Consider the following 23,265-nt stretch of genomic DNA (forward strand, 5'->3'; position numbering starts at 1 on the left):
AGCATCGTGGCCGAGACCACTGTTGAGAACCCCATCGAGGGCGAGGAGACCTACGCCGAGGTCACCACCTTCGAGTCCGAGGCCCCCGTCGAGGGCGAGTACACCTCGGAGTCCCTGGCCTCCCGCTTCGGCGAGCCGCAGCCGGCCGCCGGCCTGGGCCGCCGCAAGAACGCCATCGCCCGCGTCCGGATCGTCCCGGGCACCGGCAAGTGGAAGATCAACGGTCGCACCCTTGAGGACTACTTCCCGAACAAGGTGCACCAGCAGGAAGTCAACGAGCCCTTCAAGGTGCTCGAGCTCGAGGGCCGCTACGACGTCATCGCCCGCATCGCGGGTGGCGGCGTCTCCGGCCAGGCCGGCGCCCTGCGCCTCGGCGTGGCCCGTGCCCTGAACGAGGCGGACGTGGACAACAACCGCGGCCCGCTGAAGAAGGCCGGCTTCCTGAGCCGCGACGACCGCGCGGTCGAGCGGAAGAAGGCCGGTCTGAAGAAGGCCCGCAAGGCGCCGCAGTACAGCAAGCGCTAATCACCGCGCCTGCTCGGTCTGCTCGTACGTACGCCCCGGCGGCACTCCCGTGCCGCCGGGGCGTACGTTTCTCCTTGGTCCATCAGTAAGTCTTTCGGAGGACGGTTGTGGGACGACTCTTCGGCACGGACGGCGTGCGCGGTGTCGCCAATGCGGATCTGACGGCGGAGCTCGCGCTCGGCCTGTCCGTGGCGGCGGCCCACGTACTCGCCGAAGCGGGGACCTTCGAGGGGCACCGGCCCATCGCGGTGGTCGGGCGGGATCCGCGCGCGTCGGGAGAGTTCCTGGAGGCCGCGGTCGTGGCGGGCCTCGCCAGCGCCGGCGTCGACGTGCTCCGCGTGGGCGTCCTGCCGACACCGGCCGTCGCGTACCTGACCGGGTCCCTCGGCGCCGACCTCGGCGTGATGCTGTCCGCCTCCCACAACGCCATGCCGGACAACGGCGTCAAGTTCTTCGCGCGCGGCGGCCACAAGCTCGCCGACGAGCTGGAGGACCGCATCGAGGCGGTGTACCAGCAGCACCGCACCGGCGAGCCGTGGGACCGGCCGACCGGCGCCGGCGTGGGCCGCGTCAAGGACTACGGACGGGGCGCCGACGACTACGTCGCCCACCTGCTGTCCGTCCTCCCCAACCGGCTCGACGGCCTGAAGGTCGTCCTCGACGAGGCGCACGGCGCCGCGTCCCGCGTGTCGCCCGACGCGTTCGCGCGGGCCGGGGCCGAGGTCGTCACCATCGGCGCCGCCCCGGACGGCCTCAACATCAACGACGGCTGCGGCTCCACGCACCTCGACATGCTGAAGGCCGCCGTCGTCGAGCACGGCGCCGACCTGGGCATCGCCCACGACGGCGACGCCGACCGCTGCCTGGCCGTGGACCACACCGGCACCGAGGTCGACGGCGACCAGATCCTCGCCGTCCTCGCCCTCGCCATGCGCGAGGCGGGCACGCTGCGCGGCGACACGGTCGTCGCGACGGTCATGTCCAACCTGGGCTTCAAGCTCGCCATGGAGCGCGAGGGCCTGCGCCTCGTCCAGACCGCGGTCGGCGACCGCTACGTGCTGGAGGAGATGAAGGAGCGGGGCTACGCGCTGGGCGGCGAGCAGTCCGGGCACGTCATCGTCCTGGACCACGCCACGACCGGCGACGGCACCCTGACGGGGCTGCTGCTGGCGGCGCGCGTCGCGGCGACCGGTCGGCGGCTGGCCGAGCTGGCCGGCGTCATGGAGCGGCTCCCGCAGGTCCTCATCAACGTCAAGAACGTCGACAAGAGCCGCGTGAAGACCTCCGCGGAGCTGGGCATCGCCGTCGCGGACGCCGAGCGGGCGCTGGGCTCCACCGGCCGCGTCCTGCTGCGCCCGTCCGGTACGGAGCCCCTCGTACGGGTGATGGTGGAGGCCGCGGACATCGAGCAGGCCCGGTCCGTGGCGGGCCAGCTGGCGGACGCGGTGAAGGCGACGCTGGGCTGAACGGGTGAAGGGAGGCGCCCCGCACGGTTCCGGCCGCGCGGGGCGCCTCTCCGCGTCCGTACCGGACTCAGAGCTTGCGCAGGGAGAGCCGCTGGACCTTGTGGTCGGGGCCCTTGCGCACGACGAGGTTGGCGCGGCCACGGGTGGGGGCGACGTTCTCCAGGAGGTTCACCTTGTTGATCGTGCGCCACATGGTGCGGGCGTAGTCCAGCGCCTCCTCCTCGCTGACCTGCGTGTACTTGCGGAAGTACGAGGACGGGTCCTGGAAGGCGGTCTCGCGCAGCCTGCGGAAGCGGTTCAGGTACCAGCGCTCGATGTCCTCGGGCCGGGCGTCCACGTACACGGAGAAGTCGAAGTAGTCGGCGAGGCCCACGCGGGTGCGGCCGTCCTTGCCGGGCAGGGCCGGCTGGAGGACGTTGAGGCCCTCGACGATGAGGATGTCCGGGCGGCGCACCGTGAGGCGCCGGCCGGGCACGATGTCGTAGATCAGGTGGGAGTAGACGGGCGCGGTGACCTCGTCCTTGCCGGCCTTGATGTCCGCGACGAACCGGGTGAGCGCGCGCCGGTCGTACGACTCGGGGAAGCCCTTGCGGGACATCAGGCCGCGCGCCTGGAGCTCCTTCATCGGCAGCAGGAACCCGTCCGTCGTGACCAGCTCGACGCGCGGGTGCTCGGGCCAGCGGGCCAGGAGCGCCTGGAGGAGGCGGGCGACGGTCGACTTGCCGACGGCGACGGACCCGGCGACGCCTATGACGAACGGGGTGCCGCGCTGGGCGCCCTTCTCGCCGAGGAACGTGTTGAGCGCCCCGCGCAGGTTCGCGGTGGCGCCCACGTAGAGGTTGAGGAGCCGGGAGAGCGGCAGGTAGATGTCGCGGACCTCGTCCAGGTCGATGACGTCGCCGAGACCGCGGAGCCGTTCCACCTCGTCGGCGGTGAGCGGCAGCGGCGTCTTGTCCCGCAGCGCGCTCCACTGCTCCCGGGTCAGGTCGACGTACGGCGTCGACTCGGCACGCCGGGACACGCCCGGAGGGGTGCCGGGCGGGGGTGTGCTGCTTCGTGGCGGCGAAGTGATCACACGGCCATTGTCGGTCGTGCGGGGCGGCCGTGGGGGGTGTGCTCGGTCACGTGGGTGGTACCGGCCACCGGGACGGCGCGGTGCCCTTGCGGCGGCACCCTTGCGGCGGGGGCCGCCGCAAGGGCACCGGACGGATGGTGCTGCCCCGGTCCCGGGTCGGAGACGGGTGTCAGCCGAAGGCCTTGTGCGCCAGCCAGCCGTTGACGAGTACGGTCCTTGAGCTGCCCGCGCTCGAATCCGTCGCCGTGTAGAAACGGAGCGATCCGTCCGACGGCACGGCCCAGATGTCCGGAATGCCATCCCCCGTGACGTCGGGCGTGCCCATCATCAGGGGGAAGATACCGGCGCTCCAGCCGGTGCTGTACAGCGCGTCCGTCCCGTTCAACGACGCGCCGGCCGAGCCGAGCGAGGCCAGGCTGGTCCCCCCGTCGTCGTCCCGCTTGCCGTGCCGCAGGTAGAGGCGGCCACTGGAGAAGGCCCGGTACAGCAGGTCCGCGTTGCCGTCGGCGTTGTAGTCACCGACGGTCACGAGGTCGTTGGTGAGCCACTCGCTGCTCAAGAGGTCCGCGAAGGCGAACGTGCCACCGGTGTACCCGGTGAACGCCCACAGCTCCGCCCCGGAGGTCGCCAGCAGGTCGGGGCGCTTGTCTCCGGTGATGTCCCCCACGGCCAGGATCTGGGTGAGGCTGGAAGCGCTGGGCGCGTTCTTGGGGAGCCGTACCTCAAGGCGCTGATCGATGTCGACACTGCCGTAGCCGTCACCGCGGTAGACGTACAGCTTGCCGTCACTCATACGGGCGACCAGGTCCTGGATGCCGTCACCCGGTACGAAGTCGCCGTTGTGCGTGATCAGAGAAGGGTTGCCGGCAGAGTCCTTCCAGTAACCGCCCTGGTCCGGCTTACCGTCCTCGTCGACATCCGCGTCGAGCAGCGTTCCGTCCCGGTGGGCGGCCTGCATGAAGATGCGCACCGAACCCGTCCGGTCGGAGGGGTAGGTGCGGAGGCTGCCCGACTCGGTGATGACGAACAGGTCCGCCGTGCCGTCCCCGGTGACGTCTCCGGGCCCGTCGGCGGTGGGGCGCGGCGTGACGTAGTGCAGGTACTTGTACGGGCTCGAGACGTTGCCGGAGCTGTCCACGGCCCTCACGTACAGGACGTTGGGCCCGGCGACCGGCGGCGCGAGGGTCACCACGGTGGCGGTCGTACCCGTGCCCGTGCGGTTGACCGACTTGTCGTAGGCGAGGGAGTTGAAGGAGTAGGCGAACCGGACCGTGTCCGCGTTGGACGTCGTGAAGGAGAAGGCGCCGGCGGTGCCGAACGGGACGGTGCTCCATCTGGTGCCGTCGCCGTCGTCCTCCGGGAACTTGGTGGAGGTCACGCCGGGGGAACTGGGTGCCGAAGAGTCGTACACGAATGCGCACGGAGTGCCGGCGGGAGTGTAACCGGAGGTCGCCCCTGTGGCGTCGACGGAACGCACACGCCAGAGGTATGTCTTCCCGTTGACGAACGACGCGCTGGTGAGGGACACACTGGCGCGACCGGCGCTGTCGGTCGGCCGGTTGCCGTCGAAGACCTTGCTGGTGCTTCCCTTCGCCCAGATCTCGAAGTCCAGGTACTTCAGGTCGCTGTCCGGGTCGGAGCCGGTGGCGGAGAAGGTGAAGTCGGCCTGGCCGACGGAGACCGGGTCGTCGGTGACGTCACAGCTGGAACCGGGTGACATGGTCAGGTTCCTGGGGCCGTGGGGCGGGCGGTAGTAGCTGATGATGATCTTCGGGGCGGATTCGCCCTCGGCCTTGAACTTCTTCCACGCCGAGCTGCTGCTTTCGTTGGTGGCGTAGAGACCGATGGTGAGGCTGGTCCAGCCGCCGCTGGCCGCGCTCTGCGCGATGGGCTTGGCGTCGTAGGAGACGTAGTCGTCGGGGCAGTTGGAGTTGTAGCCGTGGGAGAAGGACTTGCGCCCGATCTCGGTCTTCTTGGCCGGCTGGTTCCGCCAGGTGGTCCTGGGCGAGATGGTGCTCGTCTGCCAGATCTGCATTTCCTGGGCAGTGCACGACCAGGCGTATGACTCGAGGAGGCGGATGTTGGCGTCCCTGATGATCGCTCCCCTGAAACCGGTGTTCCAGCCCAGGGTGAAGAAGGAGCGTGAGAGACCGCGTGTGTCCGACTCGTAACCCACCCGGGCCTCTGTGGTGCCCGAGCTGTAATTGGCTCCGTCGTAGAAGCTGGAGTCCGGGTACTTCGCGTACGTGGTGGTCCAGTTGTGGGTCTTTCCGGTGATGGAAGGGTCGACGAAGACCGGCCAGACCGTGTCCCCGCCCGACAGCAGGGACTTGTCCGGGAGGACGGAGAGTACGGCGACGCCGGCGCCCTGCCCCGCCAGCTCGGCGCCGCCGACGGCCGTGTGGGCGTCGTTGAGCGGGCCGGCCAGTGCGGGGAGGGCCAGTACGTCGGCCCCGGTCGCGGCCGGTGTGCCGTCGTGGCGGGGGGCTCCCTCGGCAGCATCGGGCCGACCCGCTGAATCCCACATGTACGGGGTCGGTGAGACGGCGATCTCCGCCCCCTGCGCGCTCTTGGCCGCCACGACGTTCGTCACGGGGTCGAGGTGGAACGTGAGGTCCGGTGAGGAGAGCCGGTAGGAGAGCTTCTGGAGGGCGGGGTTGGCCGCGGCTTCCGCGTTGTGGACCACCAGGACATGGCTGAAACCGCTGTCCCGAGCCGTGAGGACGAGGTCCACGCCGGGCAGCACGCCGTGGTACAGCGCGCGTGACCCCTTGATCACGGGCTCCGGAAGCGCTCCGGGCCAGCCCATGACGATCTTGTGCCCATCGGATTCGAACGTCACCAGTGGACTGTAGGGATCGTCCGTCTGGCCGGCCTCGGACAGGCCGACCGAGGGGGCCGATCCGGCCGTCACCGACGTGCGGGCGGAGGCGGTCGACCGTGAGGCCCGGCGGTCGCGGTGGGCCTCGTCGCTCCGGGGCGCCGCCGACCGGCCGTTGCCGCCCCGGTGGAAGGTCACGGGAGCGACGGTCGCCTTCGAGGTCCAGCCATCGGCCGTACGTTCCAGAGAGGTGTCGATGGCCTTCCAGCCGCCGCCCACCTTCGCCCGTACGGGCGCGGCGTGCGCCGTCAGCTCGAAGGTTCCGTCGGGCAGCGCGTGCGTGGTGGAAGTCGCCCCGCGCAGAGCGGTCACTTCGACCCGCTTCCCCGTGCTGCGGGCCTGCCGTTGGGCGGCTTCCTCGTCCAGTGGCGCTGTCGCGCCCTGTCGTGGGGGCTTGGCCCTCGGCGCGTCTTCACCCCCGTCCCCTTGGGGGACCAGCAGGGTCACGCACAGTGTGCCGGCCACGACGGCCGCCAAACCCGCCGTGATGCGCCGGGGCACAGCACGGATGAGACGACGATTCACGGTTCCGGGTCCCCTCCCTTACGGCCCCGCCGGTGGAACTGGCGGCAGTGCCGTCGACAAGCGTGTCCATCCCCGTTCCGTCGACAGTTCCGGAGGCCTCCCGCCGCGTCGGGGGCGGGTGAGGCGGAGATCGGGGCGAGTGAATCATGACGCATCGCACACGCCACATCCATGGCGTATCCCGAATGTGAGGTTCCCGTGTGGGCCCGGCGGTTACGGCAACCGCGGGTGGCTTTCCCGCGTTTCCATTTACATGGCACACCCGGCGGCCCGCACAAACGTCACCAAAGGGCGCATGAAGGGCAAATTGAGTGCCATTTCCGGATGATTTCACCGAGCATGCTTATGAATGTCTGCCTGCTCCGGATAGTTCAGCGGCAGGCAAGGTGGTCAGTTTTTATCTCGCATCACCCGGAGTGTGCGGACCATCCCGAAATACGGGGTGAGTAAAAGCACAAAGCAGAAAACTGATTTGACGCGGCAACAATCGATGGCCAAGCATTCGCCCCATCAAAATCGCCTCGGGTGTGCGTGCAGCCGGACCCAGTCCGCATGCGCCTTCTTGGCCTTAGTCGACTGTGGGGGGCCGCGGCCGTCGTGTGGGGATCTCTTTCATGGAGCGGCCGGGGAAGTCTGCCCGGCACGAGAACCGAGCGCCGTAGACGCCTTCGTCTGCGCACGGCCGTCATCGCCCCGGTGGCGCTGGCGCTGACGATGGGGGCGTTGCCGGCCGCGTTCGCCGTGCCGCCGAAGGACGACCGGACGAGTGTCGACCTCGTCGATCTCCCTGCCGTACAGGCCGCCGAAGGCCAGGACGGTGGACCGCTCGCCGACATGACGACGGCCGAGGCGCCCCTGACTCTCGACTACGAGCCGAAGAAGACCGCGGTCCCCGCCGCCGAAACGGAGACCGAGCCGATCTCGGGGCTCACCGCAGGCGTGACCAAACCCGTCGGAACCCTGCCCGTGGAGGTGGGTGCCCCCGACACGGCGACGGCCGAGCAGGCGGCAGCGCTCGAGGGCTCCTGGCAGGCCAGAGTCATCGGTCAGGCGGAGCTCGCCGCTGCAGGCGTCGAGGGTGTCGCCTTCTCCGTGATTCCCCCGGCGACCGCGACGGGCACGGCCGTCGTCGCCCTGAACTACACGAAGTTCGCCGAACTGTACGGCGCCAACTGGGCCGACCGACTGAAGCTCGTGAGGTTCCCCGCGTGCTTCCTCGACACGCCCGACGTGGAAGGGTGCTCGGAACCCGTCGAGGTCGCCACCCGCAACACGGTGGAGCCACAGGCCGGTGACCGGGTGAGCGACGGCCAGCTGGACGGCACGCGCCGAATCGAGGCCACCATCGACGTGGCCTCGCTCACCGACGCGTCCGCGGACCCCGTCGGCCCCGCCGCGCCGGCGTCCGCCTCGAAGGCCGCAAGCGCGACCAGCGCCGCCGTCTTCCGGGCGCCGAAGGGCGGAAACCCCAAGGCGGCCGGCCCGGCTCTGTGGACCGGCGCCATGTCCGGCGGCGGCCCGTCGGTCATGGTCGCCGTCCCCAAGGCGAGCGGTGCCAAGGGGGACTTCTCGGCGACGCCCTTGCCGAGTGCCGGCTCGTGGTCGGCGGGTACCGGCGCGGGCGGATTCTCGTACACGTACGCGATGCAGGCGCCTGTCGTGCCCGGCGGGCCGGCTCCGGAGCTGTCCCTTTCCTACAACTCCCAGGCGGCGGACGGACGTACCTCCGCCACCAACAACCAGGTGTCGTGGATCGGTGAAGGCTGGGAGTACAACCCCGGCTCGATCACCCGCACCTACCGGGCCTGCCGTGACGACCGCACGAACGGCAACAACGCCGATCGCAAGACCGGCGATCTGTGCTGGGGGTCCCACAACGCGACACTCACCCTCGGCGGCATGACGACCGAGCTCGTGCGCGACGACTCCGACGGAACCTGGCACACCGCGAACGGCGACGGTTCGCGCATCGAACTGCGCAAGGACGTCGGTCTCGCCAACGGTGACGCGGACGGCGAATACTGGGTGGTCACCACGCGTGACGGGACGCAGTACCACTTCGGGCGCCACAAGCTCCCCGGTTGGAGCGACAACGGCGCGGAGGCGGACGACCCGCTGACCAACTCGGTCTTCACCGTCCCCGTCTCCAGCAACCAGTCCGACGAGCCCTGCTACGACTCCTCCTTCGCCGCTTCGTTCTGCGACGAGGGATGGCGGTGGAACCTCGACTACGTCGTGGACCCCCACGGCAACGCGATGTCCCTCTGGTGGGCCAAGGAGTACAACTACTTCGCCAAGAACCTGAAGTACTCCGCCCCGACGAAGTACGTGCGCGGCGGGTACCTGAAGCGCATCGACTACGGGCAGAGGTCCGGCACGCTGTTCAGCTCCGAACCGACGGCGCGTGTCGCGTTCACGGTGGCCGAACGCTGCTTCAGCGAGGGCAACCTCACGTGTGACCCCGACAACTTCACATCCGGCGACTTCGCCAAGAACCGGATCTGGTTCGACACCCCCGCCGACCTGCACTGCTCGAACGGCCAGGGCAAGAAGTGCTTCGTTCCCGTCCCCACCTTCTGGTCCCGGATCCGGCTGGCCGAGGTGAGGACGTCCGCACAGCGCACTCAGGGCTCCACCACGTTGTCGCCCGTCGACACGTGGACGCTCGAGCAGACCCTGCCGTCCGACCTGACCGACGAGGGCACCGCCCTCTGGCTCGGTTCGATCACCCGAACGGGCCACGACCCTCAGGGCGAGACCGTCCGCCTGCGTCCCGTGGAGTTCGTCTCCAACTCCGAACCCATGTACAACCGGGTGAAGAAGGGCGCGAAGGACCCCGACCCGACCTTCGACCGCCTGCGCATCCAGCGCGTGATCAACGAGTACGGCGGCGAAACCCTGGTCGAGTACAGCTCCCCCACGGGGCCGTGCGCGACGGGCACCGGATTCCCGAAGCCGGAGGCCAACACCGGCCTCTGCTTCCCGGCGTACTGGCATCCGGACCCCGACAAGGCCGACGAGACGATCGACTGGTTCAACAAGTACGTCGTCAGGAAGGTCACGGACCACCCGGCGGTCAACGGCGTGAAGGAAGTCACCACTTCCTACGAATACGGCGAGACCGGCGCCACGGCCACGGCACTGGAACGGGGCGGCGCCTGGGCACTGAACCAGGCCGAGTTCTCCAAGAAGAAGACCCGTACGTACGACCAGTGGCGCGGCTACTCCATGGTCCGCACGGTGGCGGGCGCCGAGTCGACGGTCGAGCACCGGGGCACCACGCGCTCGATGGGCGAGGTCCGCTATTTCCGCGGCATGCACGGCGACCCGCTGCCGGCCCCCGGCGGCACCCGGTCGGTACCGGTGAAGGACGCGAGCGGCGCGAAGATCGCCGACGACCTGCCGCCCTTCCAGGGCCGCGTCGCCGAGACCCTCACGTACGACGGTTACGGCGGTCACCTCATCAGCCGCTCGGTGGACCACCCGACGGCGGTCGAGCTCGCCTCTCGAAGCCGTGACGACGGCCTGGACGCCCTCAAGGCCCATCGGGTCCAGACCGACGCGACCGTCACCGTCACACGGTCCTCCGGCACGCGCGAGGGCGACACGCGCGACTGGAGGACCACCAAGGCGACGACGACGTACGAACCCATCTACGGGCTTCCCGTCAAGGTGGAGGTGCTCGGCGACACCGAGCGGTCGAACGACGAGTCCTGCTCGGTGATGTCGTACGTCCACAACGTCTCCGATCACGTCATCGGCCTGTCGAAGGAAACCCTCACCACGGCGGGCACCTGTGCCGAGGCGTCCACCGCGACCGGCGGCGACTGGATCTCCGGCGGCCGCGTCGCGTACGACGGCGGTGCGTTCGGCGCCGCGCCCACGACCGGCCTGGCCACCACCACGTGGGACGTCAGCGGCAAGGGCGGCGGTTGGATCCAGAACGGCACGGTCGCCTACGACGCGTACGGGCGTCCGACGACCACGACCGACGCGGCCGGCAACGCGGCGACCACGTCCTACGAACCCGCCGTCGGCCAGGTGTACTCGGTCACGACGAAGAACGCGCTGGGCCACACGTCCGTCTCGCACCTGGAGCCCGGCCGCGGAACGGCCGTCCGGGAAGTCGACGCCAACGGCCGCAGCACGTCGTACGCCTATGACGCACTCGGCCGGACCGTCGCCGGCTGGGCCCCCGGCCAGGCGGTCACCGATTTGCCGTCGGTCAAGATGACCTACAACAGCGAGCCCGGCGAACCGGTGTCCGTCGTGACCGCGACGCTCAACGAGAGGGACGACTACGACCGGACCGTCGTGATCCTGGACGGGCTCGGCCGCGAGCGCCAACGGCAGATGCCCGCGGTCGGCGGCAAGGGCCGGTTGATCACGGACACCTTCTACAACCACAGCGGAACCGTCGAGCGCACCAACAACGCCTACTACGTCGAGGGTGCTCCACAGCCCGTGCTGTGGAGCGTCCTGGACCACTCCGTCCCGAACGCGACGCTCTACTCGTACGACGGACTCGGCCGCGTCCTCACCGAGACGCCCTTCGAGAAGGGCGCAGCCAAGCCCGAGAAGACCACGCGGAACGAATACGGATTCGACTACTCGGTCGCGATTCCCCCGGTGGGCGCTCCAGCCCAACGCAGCTACAGCGACGCGCTGGGGCGCACCGTGCGCGTCGACACGTTCACGAACGCGACGCGGACCGCGGCCCGCTCGACCGAGTACGAGTTCGACCCGCGCGGCAACCGCAGCAAGGCCACCGACCACAAGGGCAACGTCTGGTCCTGGACGTACGACGCGCGAGGCCGCCTCACCTCCTCGACGGATCCCGACACCGGTACGTCCACGACGACGTACGACGTGCTGAACCGTCCGGTGAACACCACCGACGGGCGTGGCGTGTCGGTGTGGAACGGCTACGACAAGCTGTCCCGCCCCACCGAACAACGCCTCACCTCGTCCGCGGGCACACTGCTGACCTCCCAGACCTACGACAGCCTGCCGGGAGGACTGGGCCTGCCCGTGGCGTCCACCCGCTACACGGACGGGCTCCCCTACACACAGTCGGTGCTCGGCTACACGGACGACTACCAGCCGACCGGCATGCGGCTGACCCTGCCGGCGTCCATCGCCCAGGCGTACGGCTTCGAGCAGAGTTACTCGTACGCCTACGACTACACGAAGATGGGCCTGCCGAAGTCGGTGGCGCTGCCGGCGGCCGGAGCGCTGGGCGCGGAGAAGGTCGTCACCCGGTACAACGACGAGGGGCTGCCGATCTCGACGTCCGGCCTGGACTGGTACACGGCCGACGTCTCGTACAGCGTGTACGGCGAGGTGCTGCGGGCGGTCACCGGTGAACACCCGAACCGGGTGTGGACCAGCAACCTCATCGACGAGCGCTCGGGCGCCCTCGAGCAGACGTTCGTCGACCGCGAGTCGAGTGAGGCGCCCGGCGGAAGCGGCGGCAGGGTCAACGCCCGTTCGTACGCGTACGACCACGCGGGCAACGTCACCAAGATCGAGGACAGGGCGAACGGCACCACCGACAGGCAGTGCTTCCGCTACGACTACCTCGGCCAGCTGACCCGCGCGTGGACCAGTGACGAAGCCGAGTGCGCGGTGAACGACGACCCGGAGCGCACCCCCGTCTCCGTGACCGCGGGACCGGCGGGCGACGGGTACCACAAGTCGTACACCTACGACGAGATGGGCAACCGGACGGAGCTCCTGGACCGGTACGTCGCGAAGGCGGGCACCCAGACGGTGCTGGACCCGTCGAAGGACGCCCGGACGACGTACACCTACGGGGCCGCCGACGGAACGCAGCCGCACACCCTGACCGGGATGAGTTCCACGTACCGCACGGACGCGGGCGCCATGGTGAAGGCGGACCTGTCCCGCGCCTACGACAAGGCCGGCAACACCGTCTCGCGGGTGGAGAGCGGCGACGAGCAGACGCTCTCCTGGACGTGGGACGGGAAGGTCGAGAAGATCTCGGGCTTCGGTGAGAAGGGCGCGGGCGCGTGGACCGGTCTCGCCGGCAAGTGCCTCGACCTCTCCGGAGGCTCCAAGGCGGCCGGGACGCCGCTCCAGCTGTACGTGTGCAACGGCTCCCGACCGCAGCAGTTCCGGATCCAACCCATGTCGCCCGCGCCGGGAGACGCGGGCAAGGGCGCGCTGAAGGTCCTGGACCAGTGCGCGACGCCCAAGGACGGGGCGACGGCCGCCGGCACGCCCGTCGTGATCGCCACGTGCAACGGCGCGCCCGAGCAGGTGTGGACGGCCGTCGAAGCGGGCGGCAAGCTCAAGCACGTCGCTTCCGGCAAGTGCATGGCCGTTCCCGGCGGCGACTCCGCCGACGGCACCGATCTGCAGCTCGCGACCTGTGACACGGGCGGCGCGGCGCAGTCGTGGATCCCGGCGGACGAGACCACCTACGTCTACGGGCCGAGCGGTGAACGCCTGCTGGCACTGACGTCCGGCGCACGGACCCTGTACCTGGGCGACACCACGGTCACCATGGCGGCCAACGGGGCCCATTCGCACACCGAGCGGTACTACGCCCACCCCGGCGCGCCGACGGTGATGCGTTCCGTCATGGGGTCGTCGGCCTCGAGCCTCTCGGCACAGGTGGCCGATCAGACCGGCAGCTCGTACGTCAGCGTGCGGCTCGCCCCCGGCAACGAAGTCCAGTTCAACAAGCTCGACGCCTTCGGTGTGAAGCGGAACGAGCACGGGGGCTGGCGGTCGCACCGGGGCTTCATCGACGGGGCCGACGACCGCTCCACGGGCCTGGTACACCTCGGAGCCCGGGAGTACGAACCGACGACCGGCCGCTTCATCTCCGCGGACCCGGTTCTGGACCTGGACGACCCGATCCAGAAGAACGGCTACCTCTACTGCGAGAACAACCCGGTCACGTTCGCCGACCCCACCGGCCTGATATCCGCCGCGCCGGGGGGCGGTGGCGGCGGCGGTGGCGACTACGGCGCCCCGTCGTCCGGTGAGCTGGCGTGGGCCAACGGCCAGCTGAAGATGACCATGATGGACATCATCCAGCGGAACCTCTGGGACCTGCTGAAGAACGCCTTCATCGACTGGGGTGCCCTGCAGGGCTGCTTCTCCAGGGGTGACATCTGGGCCTGCGGCAGCTTGATCATGGACGCCATCCCGTTCACGAAGCTCCTCAAGCTGGGTGGCAAGGTCATGAGCACGGCGTGGAGGACGTACAACGCCATCAGCGCCTGGAAGAAGAGCCTCGACAGGGCGCGGCAGATCATCGCCCAGGCACAGGCGGCGAAGAGAGCCGCGGAAAAAGCCCTCGCAGCGAAGAAGGCCGCGGCGCTGAAGGCCGCTCAAGCAGCGAAGGAGAAGGCCCAGAAGTCCCTCACCCAGCAGGTCAAGAAGGGTGCGGAGAAGGTAGGCAACGCCGTCCAGAAGGCCGAGAAGGCCATGGCGAAGGCCAAGAAGTCGGTTGCCGCCGGTTACGAGAAAGTCAGAGCGAAAGTAACCGGTAAGACTTCCTGCAACCGCGACAGCAACAGCTTCGCTCCCGGCACGCCGGTCCTCATGGCGGACGGCTCCACCAAGCCGATCGAGGAGGTCAAGACCGGGGACGAGGTCGTGGCCACCGACCCCGAGACGGGAGAAACCCGTGTCGAGACGGTCGCTGCCGAGATCACCGGTAAGGGTGTGAAGCACCTCGTCGCCATCACTGTGGACACGGACGGCGACAGCGGCTCGGAGACGGAAACCATCACCGCGACCGAAGGCCACCCCTTCTGGGTTCCCGAGCTGCGAAAGTGGATCAACGCCACCGACCTGAAGGCCGGCCAGTGGCTCCGAACGGGCGCCGGCACCTTGGTCCAGGTCACGGCGGTGAAGCGCTGGACCTCCTCGGACGCCACAGTCCACAACCTCACCGTCAGCGACCTGCACACGTACTATGTGCTGGCGGGGGCTGCGCCGGTACTTGTGCACAATTGCGGTGGCGGCACCACGGTCTATCGGGGAGTCGCGGAAGTGAGCGGCGAAACCGGCGGCCCCAACCCTGCCTTTGATGATGCGGTGGAAGGAATTGCAAGGCCGCGCGGCGGGGACTCGACGCCTGAGATGCACCATCTCGGTATGACCGATAGTGACTACACCAGCTGGACCACCAGTCCCGCTGCCGCGATTCGGGCGGCTACTCTAGGTGGAGGTAGTGGAGTTGTTATTAGAGCCACTATCCCCGACGGACGTTTCCACGTTCATGTAAACGATCAGTCATGGGTCGAAGATGACCTTCGCGGCGAGGATGAAGTGATCATTCAAGGGGTCATGAAAGGTCGAGCCAGGGCGGCATGGCCCGGTGCGCGACTAGAGGATCTCGGGTTCTGATAATTAAGCTCTGGTGGGCGGTATCTGCGGGTACCGCCCACCAGCGTTCTCAATGGAGTCGTCTTGGCGAGTGTGCAAGAAGTGCCCGCTTTGAAGATTGCGGAGCTGCTTCAAAGGGCCAAATGTCAGTCGTTGGTTTTGCTGCCGCCTCCCGTTGTGCCGGAAATCCTTGAGGAGGTATCCGGTTTGATCCGCGTTGGAGTTGGGCCGAGGTCCACACTTCGAGGCACGTATCGATACCGATATTCCACACTGGATAAGTTCCGGAAGAATAGATTTGGGTGGCGGGATTTCTTTGCAGTTCTCGACGAGGATGGCCCTCCGGTTGGCCTATTTGCCCTCCGGGGGGGTGGGTGGAGCTTGATCGCTCTTACCGACGAAAGTGTGGGGGGTGTTCTCGCGGCTCTGGTGGCGCCACCTCAGTCTTTTGAATGGCCGAAGGGCGCGGAACGTGCCTGACAGGCTCCAGTCCCGATGACGGCAATGCTGACGGCAACGTCAGCGGACGACGGCTGCGGCTGCGACTGGTGGGTCGTCGTTGCCGTCGATGGCTTCGCCGAGTGCGTTGCTGAGAATGTCGATGGCTTGGCATTGGAGTCGGAGTCGTACGTGCGCGTAGACGCCGAGGTGGACGTGGCCCAACAGCTCCTTGATGACGACGAGGTCGACGCCCTACTCCAGGGGCAGAGTGGCGGAGGTCGTGGAAGCGGATTCGGCGGAGCCCGGCGCGGTCGAGGAAGCTGCGGAAGCGGCGGGTGAGGTTGGCCGGGTCAAGAGGGCGGCCAGTGGGCGTGGAGAAGACGAGGCCGCTGTCTGTCCAGGCCCACCCGGTGGTCTCCCGCTCCTTGTCCTGCCGTTCCTGGGGCTTCTTGAGGGAGTGGATGCATTCGGTCGGGAGTGCGATGCGGCGCTCGGACGCCCGGGTCTTGGTGGGGAGATGTGTGAGGCCACCGGTGCGGGTGCGCTGGAGTGAGCGGCGGATGCTGGCCGTTCCGGTGGTGAGGTTGAGGTCTTCCCAGCGGAGGCCGAGGAGTTCGCCCTTGCGGAGTCCGGTTTGCAGTGCGAGTTCGTACAGCGCGTACAGCCCGCCGCCATCGACGCACAGGCCATCGAGCTCGCCGGGCCGGACCGAGCCGGGGCGGCACCGAGCCGGAACGGCGCGGTGCCCTTGCACTGGGGCGGCGGGTGCGCGGCGCGCCGGGGCGGGGTTTTGCCGGGTGGGCTGATGTGCGGGGTTCCGCCGGGGTGGGGTCGTAGGCTGCCGCCATGTGCGGAATCGTGGGATACGTCGGCGGACAGTCGGCGCTTGATGTCGTCATCGCGGGGCTGAGGCGGCTGGAGTACCGGGGCTACGACTCGGCCGGGGTCGCCGTGCTCGCCGACGGGGGGCTCGCCGCCGCCAAGAAGGCGGGCAAGCTCGTCAACCTGGACAAGGAACTGATCTCCCGGCCCCTGCCGAGCGGGTCCACCGGGATCGGGCACACGAGGTGGGCCACGCACGGCGGCCCGACCGACGCCAACGCGCACCCCCACCTCGACAACGCGGGCCGCGTCGCCGTCGTCCACAACGGCATCATCGAGAACTTCGCCGCCCTGCGCGCCGAGCTCGCCGAACGCGGCCACGCCCTCGGCTCCGAGACCGACACGGAGGTCGTCGCGCACCTCCTCGCGGAGGCCCACTCGTCCACCGCCGACCTCGCCGAGGCGATGCGGCAGGTGTGCCGGCGCCTCGAAGGGGCGTTCACGCTCGTCGCCGTCCACGCCGACGAGCCGGACGTCGTCGTCGGCGCCCGCCGCAACTCGCCGCTGGTCGTCGGCGTCGGGGAGGGCGAGGCGTTCCTCGCGTCCGACGTCGCCGCGTTCATCGACCACACCCGCTCCGCGATCGAGCTGGGCCAGGACCAGGTCGTCGAGCTGCGCCGGGACGGCGCCGTCATCACCGACTTCGACGGCGCGCCCGCCGAGGTGCGCTCGTACCACGTGGACTGGGACGCGTCCGCCGCCGAGAAGGGCGGCTACGACTACTTCATGCTCAAGGAGATCGCCGAGCAGCCGAAGGCCGTCGCGGACACGCTGCTCGGCCGGATCGACGCCGAGGGGTCGCTGACGCTCGACGAGGTGCGCATCCCCGCCGCCGCGCTGCGGGAGGCCACGAAGGTGGTCATCGTCGCGTGCGGCACGGCCTTCCACGCGGGGCTCATCGCCAAGTACGCCATCGAGCACTGGACCCGCATCCCCTGCGAGGTCGAGCTGGCCAGCGAGTTCCGCTACCGGGACCCGATCCTCGACCAGCGGACCCTGGTCGTCGCGATCTCCCAGTCCGGCGAGACCATGGACACCCTCATGGCGCTGCGGCACGCCCGCGAGCAGGGCGCCCGCGTCCTGGCCATCTGCAACACCAACGGCTCCACCATCCCCCGCGAGTCCGACGCCGTGCTCTACACGCACGCCGGGCCCGAGGTCGCCGTCGCGTCCACCAAGGCGTTCCTGACCCAGCTCGTCGCCTGCTACCTCGTCGCGCTGTACCTGGGACAGGTGCGCGGCACCAAGTGGGGCGACGAGGTCCGCGCCGTCATCCGGGACCTCGCCCGGATCGCGGAGGACGTGGAGCGGGTCCTGGAGACCATGGAGCCCGTGCGGGAGCTGGCCCGGTCCCTCGCCGGCCACGACACCGTGCTGTTCCTCGGGCGGCACGTCGGCTACCCCGTGGCGCTGGAGGGCGCGCTGAAGCTCAAGGAGCTGGCGTACATGCACGCCGAGGGGTTCGCCGCGGGCGAGTTGAAGCACGGGCCGATCGCGCTCATCGAGGAGGGGCTGCCCGTCGTCGTGGTCGTGCCCTCGCCGCGCGGGCGGTCCGTTCTGCACGGCAAGATCGTGTCGAACATCCAGGAGATCCGGGCCCGCGGCGCCCGCACCATCGTCATCGCGGAGGAGGGCGACGAGGCGGTCGTCCCGTACGCGGACCACCTGATCCGCGTCCCCGCCACGCCGACGCTGCTCCAGCCGCTGGTCTCCACCGTCCCCCTCCAGGTCTTCGCCTGCGAGCTGGCCACCGCCCGCGGCAACGAGGTCGACCAGCCGCGCAACCTCGCCAAGTCGGTCACCGTCGAATGATCATCGGGGTGGGGATCGACGTCGCCGAGATCGACCGGTTCGCCGAGGCGCTGGAACGCACCCCGCAACTGGCGCGGCGGCTGTTCCTGGAGCGGGAGCTGTGCCTCCCGAGCGGCGAGCGGCGGGGGGTCGCCTCGCTCGCCGCGCGGTTCGCCGCGAAGGAGGCCGTCGCCAAGGCGCTCGGCGCGCCGTCGGGGCTGCACTGGACGGACGCCGAGGTGTACGTGGAGGAGAGCGGGCAGCCGCGCCTGCGGGTGCGCGGCACGGTCGCCGCGCGCGCCGCGGAGCTCGGCGTGCGGCACTGGCACGTGTCGCTCAGCCACGACGCGGGGGTGGCGTCCGCCGTGGTGATCGCCGAAGGTTGAGCCCATGCGTACTGCGTATCGCGTTCAGGACGTGCGGGCCGCCGAGGCCGCGCTGATGGCCCGGCTCCCGGAGGGGGCGCTGATGCAGCGGGCGGCGGCCGGTCTGGCCGGCGCCTGCGCGGGGCTGCTGGGGCGGGTGTACGGGGCGCGGGTCGTCCTCCTCGTCGGCAGCGGCGCCAACGGCGGTGACGCCCTGTACGCCGGGGCGCGGCTCGCCCGGCGCGGGGCCGGGGTGACGGCGGTGCCGCTCGGCGCGCGGGTCCACGAGGGCGGACTCGACGCGCTGGTACGGGCCGGGGGGCGGGTCGCCGACGACCCGTTCGCCGCGTTGGCGCGCGCCGACCTGGTCCTGGACGGGATCACCGGGATCGGCGGGCGCGGCGGGCTGCGCCCGGACGCCGTGCCGGTCGTCCGGGCCGCGCGCGACTCCGGCGCGGTGGTGGTCGCCGTGGACCTGCCGAGCGGCGTCGACGCGGACACGGGCGCCGTGGACGGGGAGGCGGTGCGGGCCGACGCGACGGTGACGTTCGGGGCGTACAAGCCGGGGCTGCTCGTCGACCCGGCGCGGGAGTACGCGGGCGCCGTGCGGCTCGTCGACATCGGCATCGGGGACCTGCTGCCGTCGCCGCCGGAGCTGGAGGCGCTCCAGCACGCCGACGTGGCGCGGCTGCTGCCGGTGCCGGCGGCGGAGAGCGACAAGTACCGGCGCGGGGTCGTCGGGGTCGTCGCCGGGTCGGCGCGCTACCCGGGCGCCGCCGTGCTGGCCGTCGCGGGCGCGCTGCGCGGCGGCGCCGGGGCCGTGCGGTACGTGGGGCCGGCGGGCACCGCCGTGCTGGCCCGGTACCCGGAGACGCTGGTGCACCCGGGGCCGCCGGGGGAGGCGGGGCGGGTCCAGGCGTGGGTGATCGGCCCGGGGCTCGCGGACACGCCGGGCGCGGAGGACGTCCTGGCCTCGGACGTGCCGGTGCTGGTCGACGCGGACGGGCTGCGGCTGCTGGACCCGGCGGCGGTACGGGCCCGTCCCGCGCCGACCGTGCTCACCCCGCACGCGGGCGAGGCGGCGGCCCTGCTGGGGACCGGCCGCGAGGACGTGGAGGCGCGGCGGCTGGACGCGGTGCGGGAACTGGCGGGCCGGTACGGGGCGACGGTGCTGCTGAAGGGCTCCACGACGCTGGTCGCGGACCCGGAGCCGGGGGTCCCGGTGCGGGTGAACGCGACGGGGACGCCGTGGCTGGCCACGGCCGGCAGCGGCGACGTCCTGTCGGGCCTGGCGGGTTCGCTGCTGGCGGCCGGCCTGGCCCCGCGCGACGCGGCGTCGACGGCGGCGTACCTCCACGGCCTGGCGGCCCGCCGCGCGGCCCGGGGCGCCCCGCTGACGGCCCACGAGGTGGCCCGGGCGCTGCCGGACGCCTGGCGGGACACGGCGGGGAGCGCCGCGGACTGACGGGGCGCACGGGTGCGGGCGTCCCGCGCGGGGGCGGGCCGGGCGGCGGTCGCCGGGCTGCGTAGGATTTGCTCGTTTTCCAGGGGTGGGAGAGATCGTGGGTGAGAACCCGCACGTCGCCGCGTTGGCGCGGCTCATGCCGCCGGTGCACGGGGCGGACGAACAGGTCGACTGGGTAGCCGCCGAGGCCCGGTGGGGGGTCGCCTTCCCCTCCGACTACCGGGACTTCATGGCCCGGTACGGCGGCGGTTCCATCAACGGCGAGGCCGTCGTCCTGCTCCCGCTGCCGAGGGAGGGCCTCCAGTGGCCGCCGGCCGACCTCGCGGAGGAGACCGCGAACGTGCGGCACGCCTGGCGGGCGGAGGGCGGCCGGGACGCGCTGGACGTGGACCCGGAGGACCTCCTCGCGTGGGGCGTCACGGCCGGGCCGGACATCCTGTGCTGGCTGACCTCCGACGCGGACCCCGACCGGTGGCCGGTCGTGGTGTGCGGGCGGCACACGTCGCCGACGTTCACCGTCCACCCGTACGGGATGGCGGAGTTCCTCCACCGGCTGTTGGCGGACGAGTTCGACGACCCGCCGGTCAGCCTCGTCTTCTGGGACGGAGCCCCGGCCCGCTTCGTGCACTGGCGGGAGGAGCAGCGCCGCTTCCTGGCGGGCCTCGACCCGGTCACCGGCGACCCCGACCCGTACGCCCAGCCCCGCCCGGACCGCCCGGACGGCGCCTGACCCCGCCCGGCGCGGCGGCCGGGCCGGGGCCGCCGGGCCGGAGGCGGAGCCGGTGGACGGGCCGGCGCGCGGAGCCGGGTCGGGGCCGGCGGGCGGGCGCGGTGGACGTGCGGTGGACGTGAGGTGGACGACAGGGCGGGGCGGGGCGCCGGGGGTCCGGGGGCGTACCTGAGACACTGGGCGCGATGAGTGAGACACCGCAGCACCTCCGCGCCGCCCACGAGCCCGAGCACCCCGGCACCCGCGCCCGCGCCGAGGTCGACCTCGCCGCGCTCCGCGCCAACGTCCGCGCGCTACGGGCCCGGGTCGAGCCGAGCGGCGCCCGGGTCATGGGGATCGTGAAGGCCGACGCGTACGGGCACGGCGCCGTGCCGTGCGCCCGCGCCGCACTCGAAGCGGGGGCCGCCTGGCTGGGCACGGCCACGCCGTACGAGGCGCTCGCGCTGCGCGCCGCCGGGATCGACGCCCCGCTCCTGTGCTGGCTCTGGACGCCCGGCGGGCCGTTCCGCGCCGCCGTCGAAGCGGACGTCGACATCGCCGTCAGCGGGCTGTGGGCGCTCGACGAGGTCGTCGAGGCCGCCCGCGCCGCCGGCCGCCCCGCCCGCGTCCAGCTCAAGGCCGACACGGGCCTCGGCCGCAACGGCTGCCTGGCCGGCGACTGGCCCCGCCTCGTCGGCGAGGCCCTGAAGGCCCAGGCCGACGACCACGTACGGGTGACCGGCCTGTGGTCCCACTTCGCCTGTGCCGACGAGCCGGGCCACCCCTCGATCGGCGCCCAGCTGGCGCGCTTCCACGACATGCTGGAGTACGCGGAGAAGGCCGGCGTCGAGCCCGAGGTGCGGCACATGGCCAACTCGCCCGCCACCCTCACCCTCCCCGAGACGCACTTCGACCTCGTCCGCACCGGCGTGGCGATGTACGGCATCTCGCCCAGCCCCGAGCTGGGCGTCCCCGCCGACTTCGGGCTGCGGCCCGTGATGCGGTTGACCGCCAGTGTGGCGTCGGTGAAGCAGGCGCCGCCGGGCCTCGGCGTCAGCTACGGCCACCACTACGTCACCGACCGCGAGACGAACCTCGCCCTCGTCCCGCTCGGCTACGCGGACGGCGTCCCCCGCCACGCCTCGGGCAGCGGCCCCGTGTTGCTGGGCGGTGCCGTCCGGACCGTGGCCGGCCGGATCGCGATGGACCAGTTCGTCCTGGACCTGGGCGACGACACGGTGGAGCCGGGCGCCTGCGCGGTGCTGTTCGGGCCGGGCGACGACGGCGAGCCCACGGCCGAGGACTGGGCGCGGGCGGCCGGAACCATCGCGTACGAGATCGTCACGCGCGTCGGCGCGCGCGTGCCGCGCGTCCACCTCCACGAACGGGGGTAGTGGGGGAGCCGTGACACGGACCGGTACGGATACGGGGGCGGGCGCGGCGGCCTCGGCCGCCTCGGCGGTCGGCGCGGCCGTCGTGGAGGCCGCCGCGGTGGCGGGTGAGGCGGCGGTGGTGGCCGGTGAGGTGGCGGCCGGGGGCTGGCGGCGGCGGGCCGGGTTCGCGGGCGCGGCCATCGGCGTGGTCGCGGCGGGCGCGGCCGCGGGGGTCGCCCTGGAGCGGCTCACCATGGGCCGGGGTGTCCGTCGGAAGGCCCGCCTCGCCCTGGACGCCTCCGCCCCGTACGGCGCCCTGCGCGGCACCCCCGGCACGGCGCGCGCGGACGACGGCACGGCCCTTCACTACGAGACTGAGGACCTCGGGGGCCCCGACGGTCCCGAGGGCTCCGGTGGTCCCGGTGGTCCCGAGGGCTCCGGTGGTCCCGGTGGTCCCGAGGACCCCGGCGGCCCCGAAGGCCCCGACGGTCTCGTGGACCCCGGCGGCCCCGGCCGCGCGGGTGTGCCCGGCGCCGCGCGCGCCACCGTCGTCTTCAGCCACGGCTACTGCCTCAGCCAGGACTCCTGGCACTTCCAGCGCGCCGCCCTGCGGGGCCTGGTGCGCGGCGTGTACTGGGACCAGCGCAGCCACGGGCGGTCCGGCCGGGGCGCCGGGCCCGTCTCCATCGACCGGCTCGGGCGCGATCTGAAGGCCGTCATCGACGCGGCGGCGCCGGAGGGCCCCCTGGTGCTGGTCGGGCACTCCATGGGCGGGATGACCGTCATGGCGCTGGTGGACCAGTACCCGGAGCTCGTGAGGGACCGCGTCGTCGGCGTCGCCTTCGTCGGTACGTCCTCGGGGCGGCTCGCGGAGATCACCTACGGCCTGCCCACGGTGCCCGCCCAGGCCGTGCGGCGCGCGCTGCCCGGCGTCCTGCGGGCGCTCGGGGCGCGCGCGGAGCTGGTGGAGCGGGGGCGGCGGGCCACCGCCGACCTGTTCGCCGGGCTGGTCAAGCGGTACAGCTTCGGGTCGCGGGACGTGGACCCGGTCGTCGCCCGGTTCGCGGAGCGGATGATCGAGGCGACGCCGATCGACGTGGTCGCGGAGTTCTACCCGGCGTTCGCCGAGCACGACAAGGCCGACGCGCTGGCGGTCCTCGCCGACGCGGGCGTCCCCGTGCTGGCCCTGGCCGGGGAGAGGGACATGGTCACGCCCCTGTCCCACACGGAGGCCATCGCCGCGCTCCTGCCGGGCGCGGAGCTCGCCGTCGTCCCCGGCGGAGGGCACCTGGTGATGCTGGAGCACCCCGGGGCGGTCACCGCGCGGCTGGTGGACCTGCTGGTGCGGGCCGGCGCACTGGCCCCGGACGACGCGGGGGCGGCCACCGGCAGCGGTTAGG

Annotated in this window: 11 protein-coding genes and 1 pseudogene; 9 read left to right on the plus strand and 3 right to left on the minus strand. The window is 71.3% G+C overall.

Annotation, left to right across the window (positions count from 1 at the left end; all coding sequences use genetic code 11):
* Nucleotides 1–6 precede the first annotated feature (6 nt).
* Complete coding sequence (rpsI, locus tag AC07D6_RS06900; RefSeq protein ID WP_175407566.1) at nucleotides 7–525, plus strand: 30S ribosomal protein S9; 519 nt, start codon at nucleotides 7–9, stop codon at nucleotides 523–525.
* Nucleotides 526–632: 107 nt separating this feature from the next.
* Complete coding sequence (gene glmM, locus AC07D6_RS06905) at nucleotides 633–1,991, plus strand: phosphoglucosamine mutase (RefSeq protein WP_479042618.1); 1,359 nt, start codon at nucleotides 633–635, stop codon at nucleotides 1,989–1,991.
* 67 nt (nucleotides 1,992–2,058) lie between these two features.
* On the opposite strand, the gene coaA is transcribed toward glmM, so the two are convergent.
* Both coaA and AC07D6_RS06915 read right to left on the minus strand, forming a co-directional pair.
* The gene (gene coaA / locus AC07D6_RS06910) at nucleotides 2,059–3,066 is read right to left on the minus strand and encodes a type I pantothenate kinase (RefSeq protein ID WP_391652971.1); all 1,008 of its coding nucleotides are present in this window, start codon (nucleotides 3,064–3,066) and stop codon (nucleotides 2,059–2,061) included.
* Nucleotides 3,067–3,235: 169 nt separating this feature from the next.
* Entirely contained in the window at nucleotides 3,236–6,259 is a 3,024-nt protein-coding gene (locus tag AC07D6_RS06915; protein WP_479042620.1) for an FG-GAP repeat domain-containing protein, read from the minus strand.
* Between the two features lie 909 nt (nucleotides 6,260–7,168).
* Here AC07D6_RS06915 and AC07D6_RS06920 point away from each other — a divergent pair.
* The gene (locus tag AC07D6_RS06920) at nucleotides 7,169–14,860 is read left to right on the plus strand and encodes a ricin-type beta-trefoil lectin domain protein (protein WP_479042622.1); all 7,692 of its coding nucleotides are present in this window, start codon (nucleotides 7,169–7,171) and stop codon (nucleotides 14,858–14,860) included.
* Nucleotides 14,861–15,358: 498 nt separating this feature from the next.
* Here AC07D6_RS06920 and AC07D6_RS06925 read toward each other — a convergent pair.
* Nucleotides 15,359–16,022, minus strand: a pseudogene (locus tag AC07D6_RS06925) (site-specific integrase); the annotation flags it as partial.
* Between the two features lie 104 nt (nucleotides 16,023–16,126).
* Between AC07D6_RS06925 and glmS the strand changes: the two are divergent.
* The 6 genes from glmS (at nucleotide 16,127) to AC07D6_RS06955 (ending at nucleotide 23,264) form a co-directional block, all read left to right on the plus strand.
* The gene (gene glmS / locus AC07D6_RS06930; RefSeq protein WP_315876845.1) at nucleotides 16,127–17,974 is read left to right on the plus strand and encodes a glutamine--fructose-6-phosphate transaminase (isomerizing); all 1,848 of its coding nucleotides are present in this window, start codon (nucleotides 16,127–16,129) and stop codon (nucleotides 17,972–17,974) included.
* Nucleotides 17,971–18,339, plus strand: a complete 369-nt coding sequence (locus AC07D6_RS06935) for a holo-ACP synthase (protein WP_315876846.1) — start codon at nucleotides 17,971–17,973, stop codon at nucleotides 18,337–18,339. The genes glmS and AC07D6_RS06935 overlap by 4 nt, the downstream gene beginning before the upstream one ends.
* A gap of 4 nt (nucleotides 18,340–18,343) precedes the next feature.
* Entirely contained in the window at nucleotides 18,344–19,783 is a 1,440-nt protein-coding gene (locus AC07D6_RS06940; protein WP_479042624.1) for an NAD(P)H-hydrate dehydratase, read from the plus strand.
* A 97-nt stretch (nucleotides 19,784–19,880) separates the two neighbouring features.
* Nucleotides 19,881–20,513, plus strand: a complete 633-nt coding sequence (locus tag AC07D6_RS06945) for an SMI1/KNR4 family protein (protein ID WP_315876848.1) — start codon at nucleotides 19,881–19,883, stop codon at nucleotides 20,511–20,513.
* 185 nt (nucleotides 20,514–20,698) lie between these two features.
* On the plus strand, nucleotides 20,699–21,886 hold the full coding sequence (alr, locus tag AC07D6_RS06950) for an alanine racemase (protein ID WP_479042628.1): 1,188 nt from the start codon (nucleotides 20,699–20,701) through the stop codon (nucleotides 21,884–21,886).
* Between the two features lie 184 nt (nucleotides 21,887–22,070).
* Nucleotides 22,071–23,264: an alpha/beta fold hydrolase gene (locus AC07D6_RS06955; RefSeq protein ID WP_479042966.1), complete on the plus strand. Its 1,194-nt coding sequence runs from the start codon at nucleotides 22,071–22,073 to the stop codon at nucleotides 23,262–23,264.
* Nucleotide 23,265 lies beyond the last annotated feature (1 nt).

It is taken from the genome of Streptomyces sp. NPDC045287 (assembly GCF_056432325.1).

Coding starts and splice junctions, on each gene's coding strand:
- glmS (WP_315876845.1), top strand. CDS start 16,127: ATGTGCGGAATCGTGGGATACGTCGGCGGACAGTCGGCGCTTGATGTC.
- alr (WP_479042628.1), top strand. CDS start 20,699: ATGAGTGAGACACCGCAGCACCTCCGCGCCGCCCACGAGCCCGAGCAC.
- AC07D6_RS06935 (WP_315876846.1), top strand. CDS start 17,971: ATGATCATCGGGGTGGGGATCGACGTCGCCGAGATCGACCGGTTCGCC.
- AC07D6_RS06940 (WP_479042624.1), top strand. CDS start 18,344: ATGCGTACTGCGTATCGCGTTCAGGACGTGCGGGCCGCCGAGGCCGCG.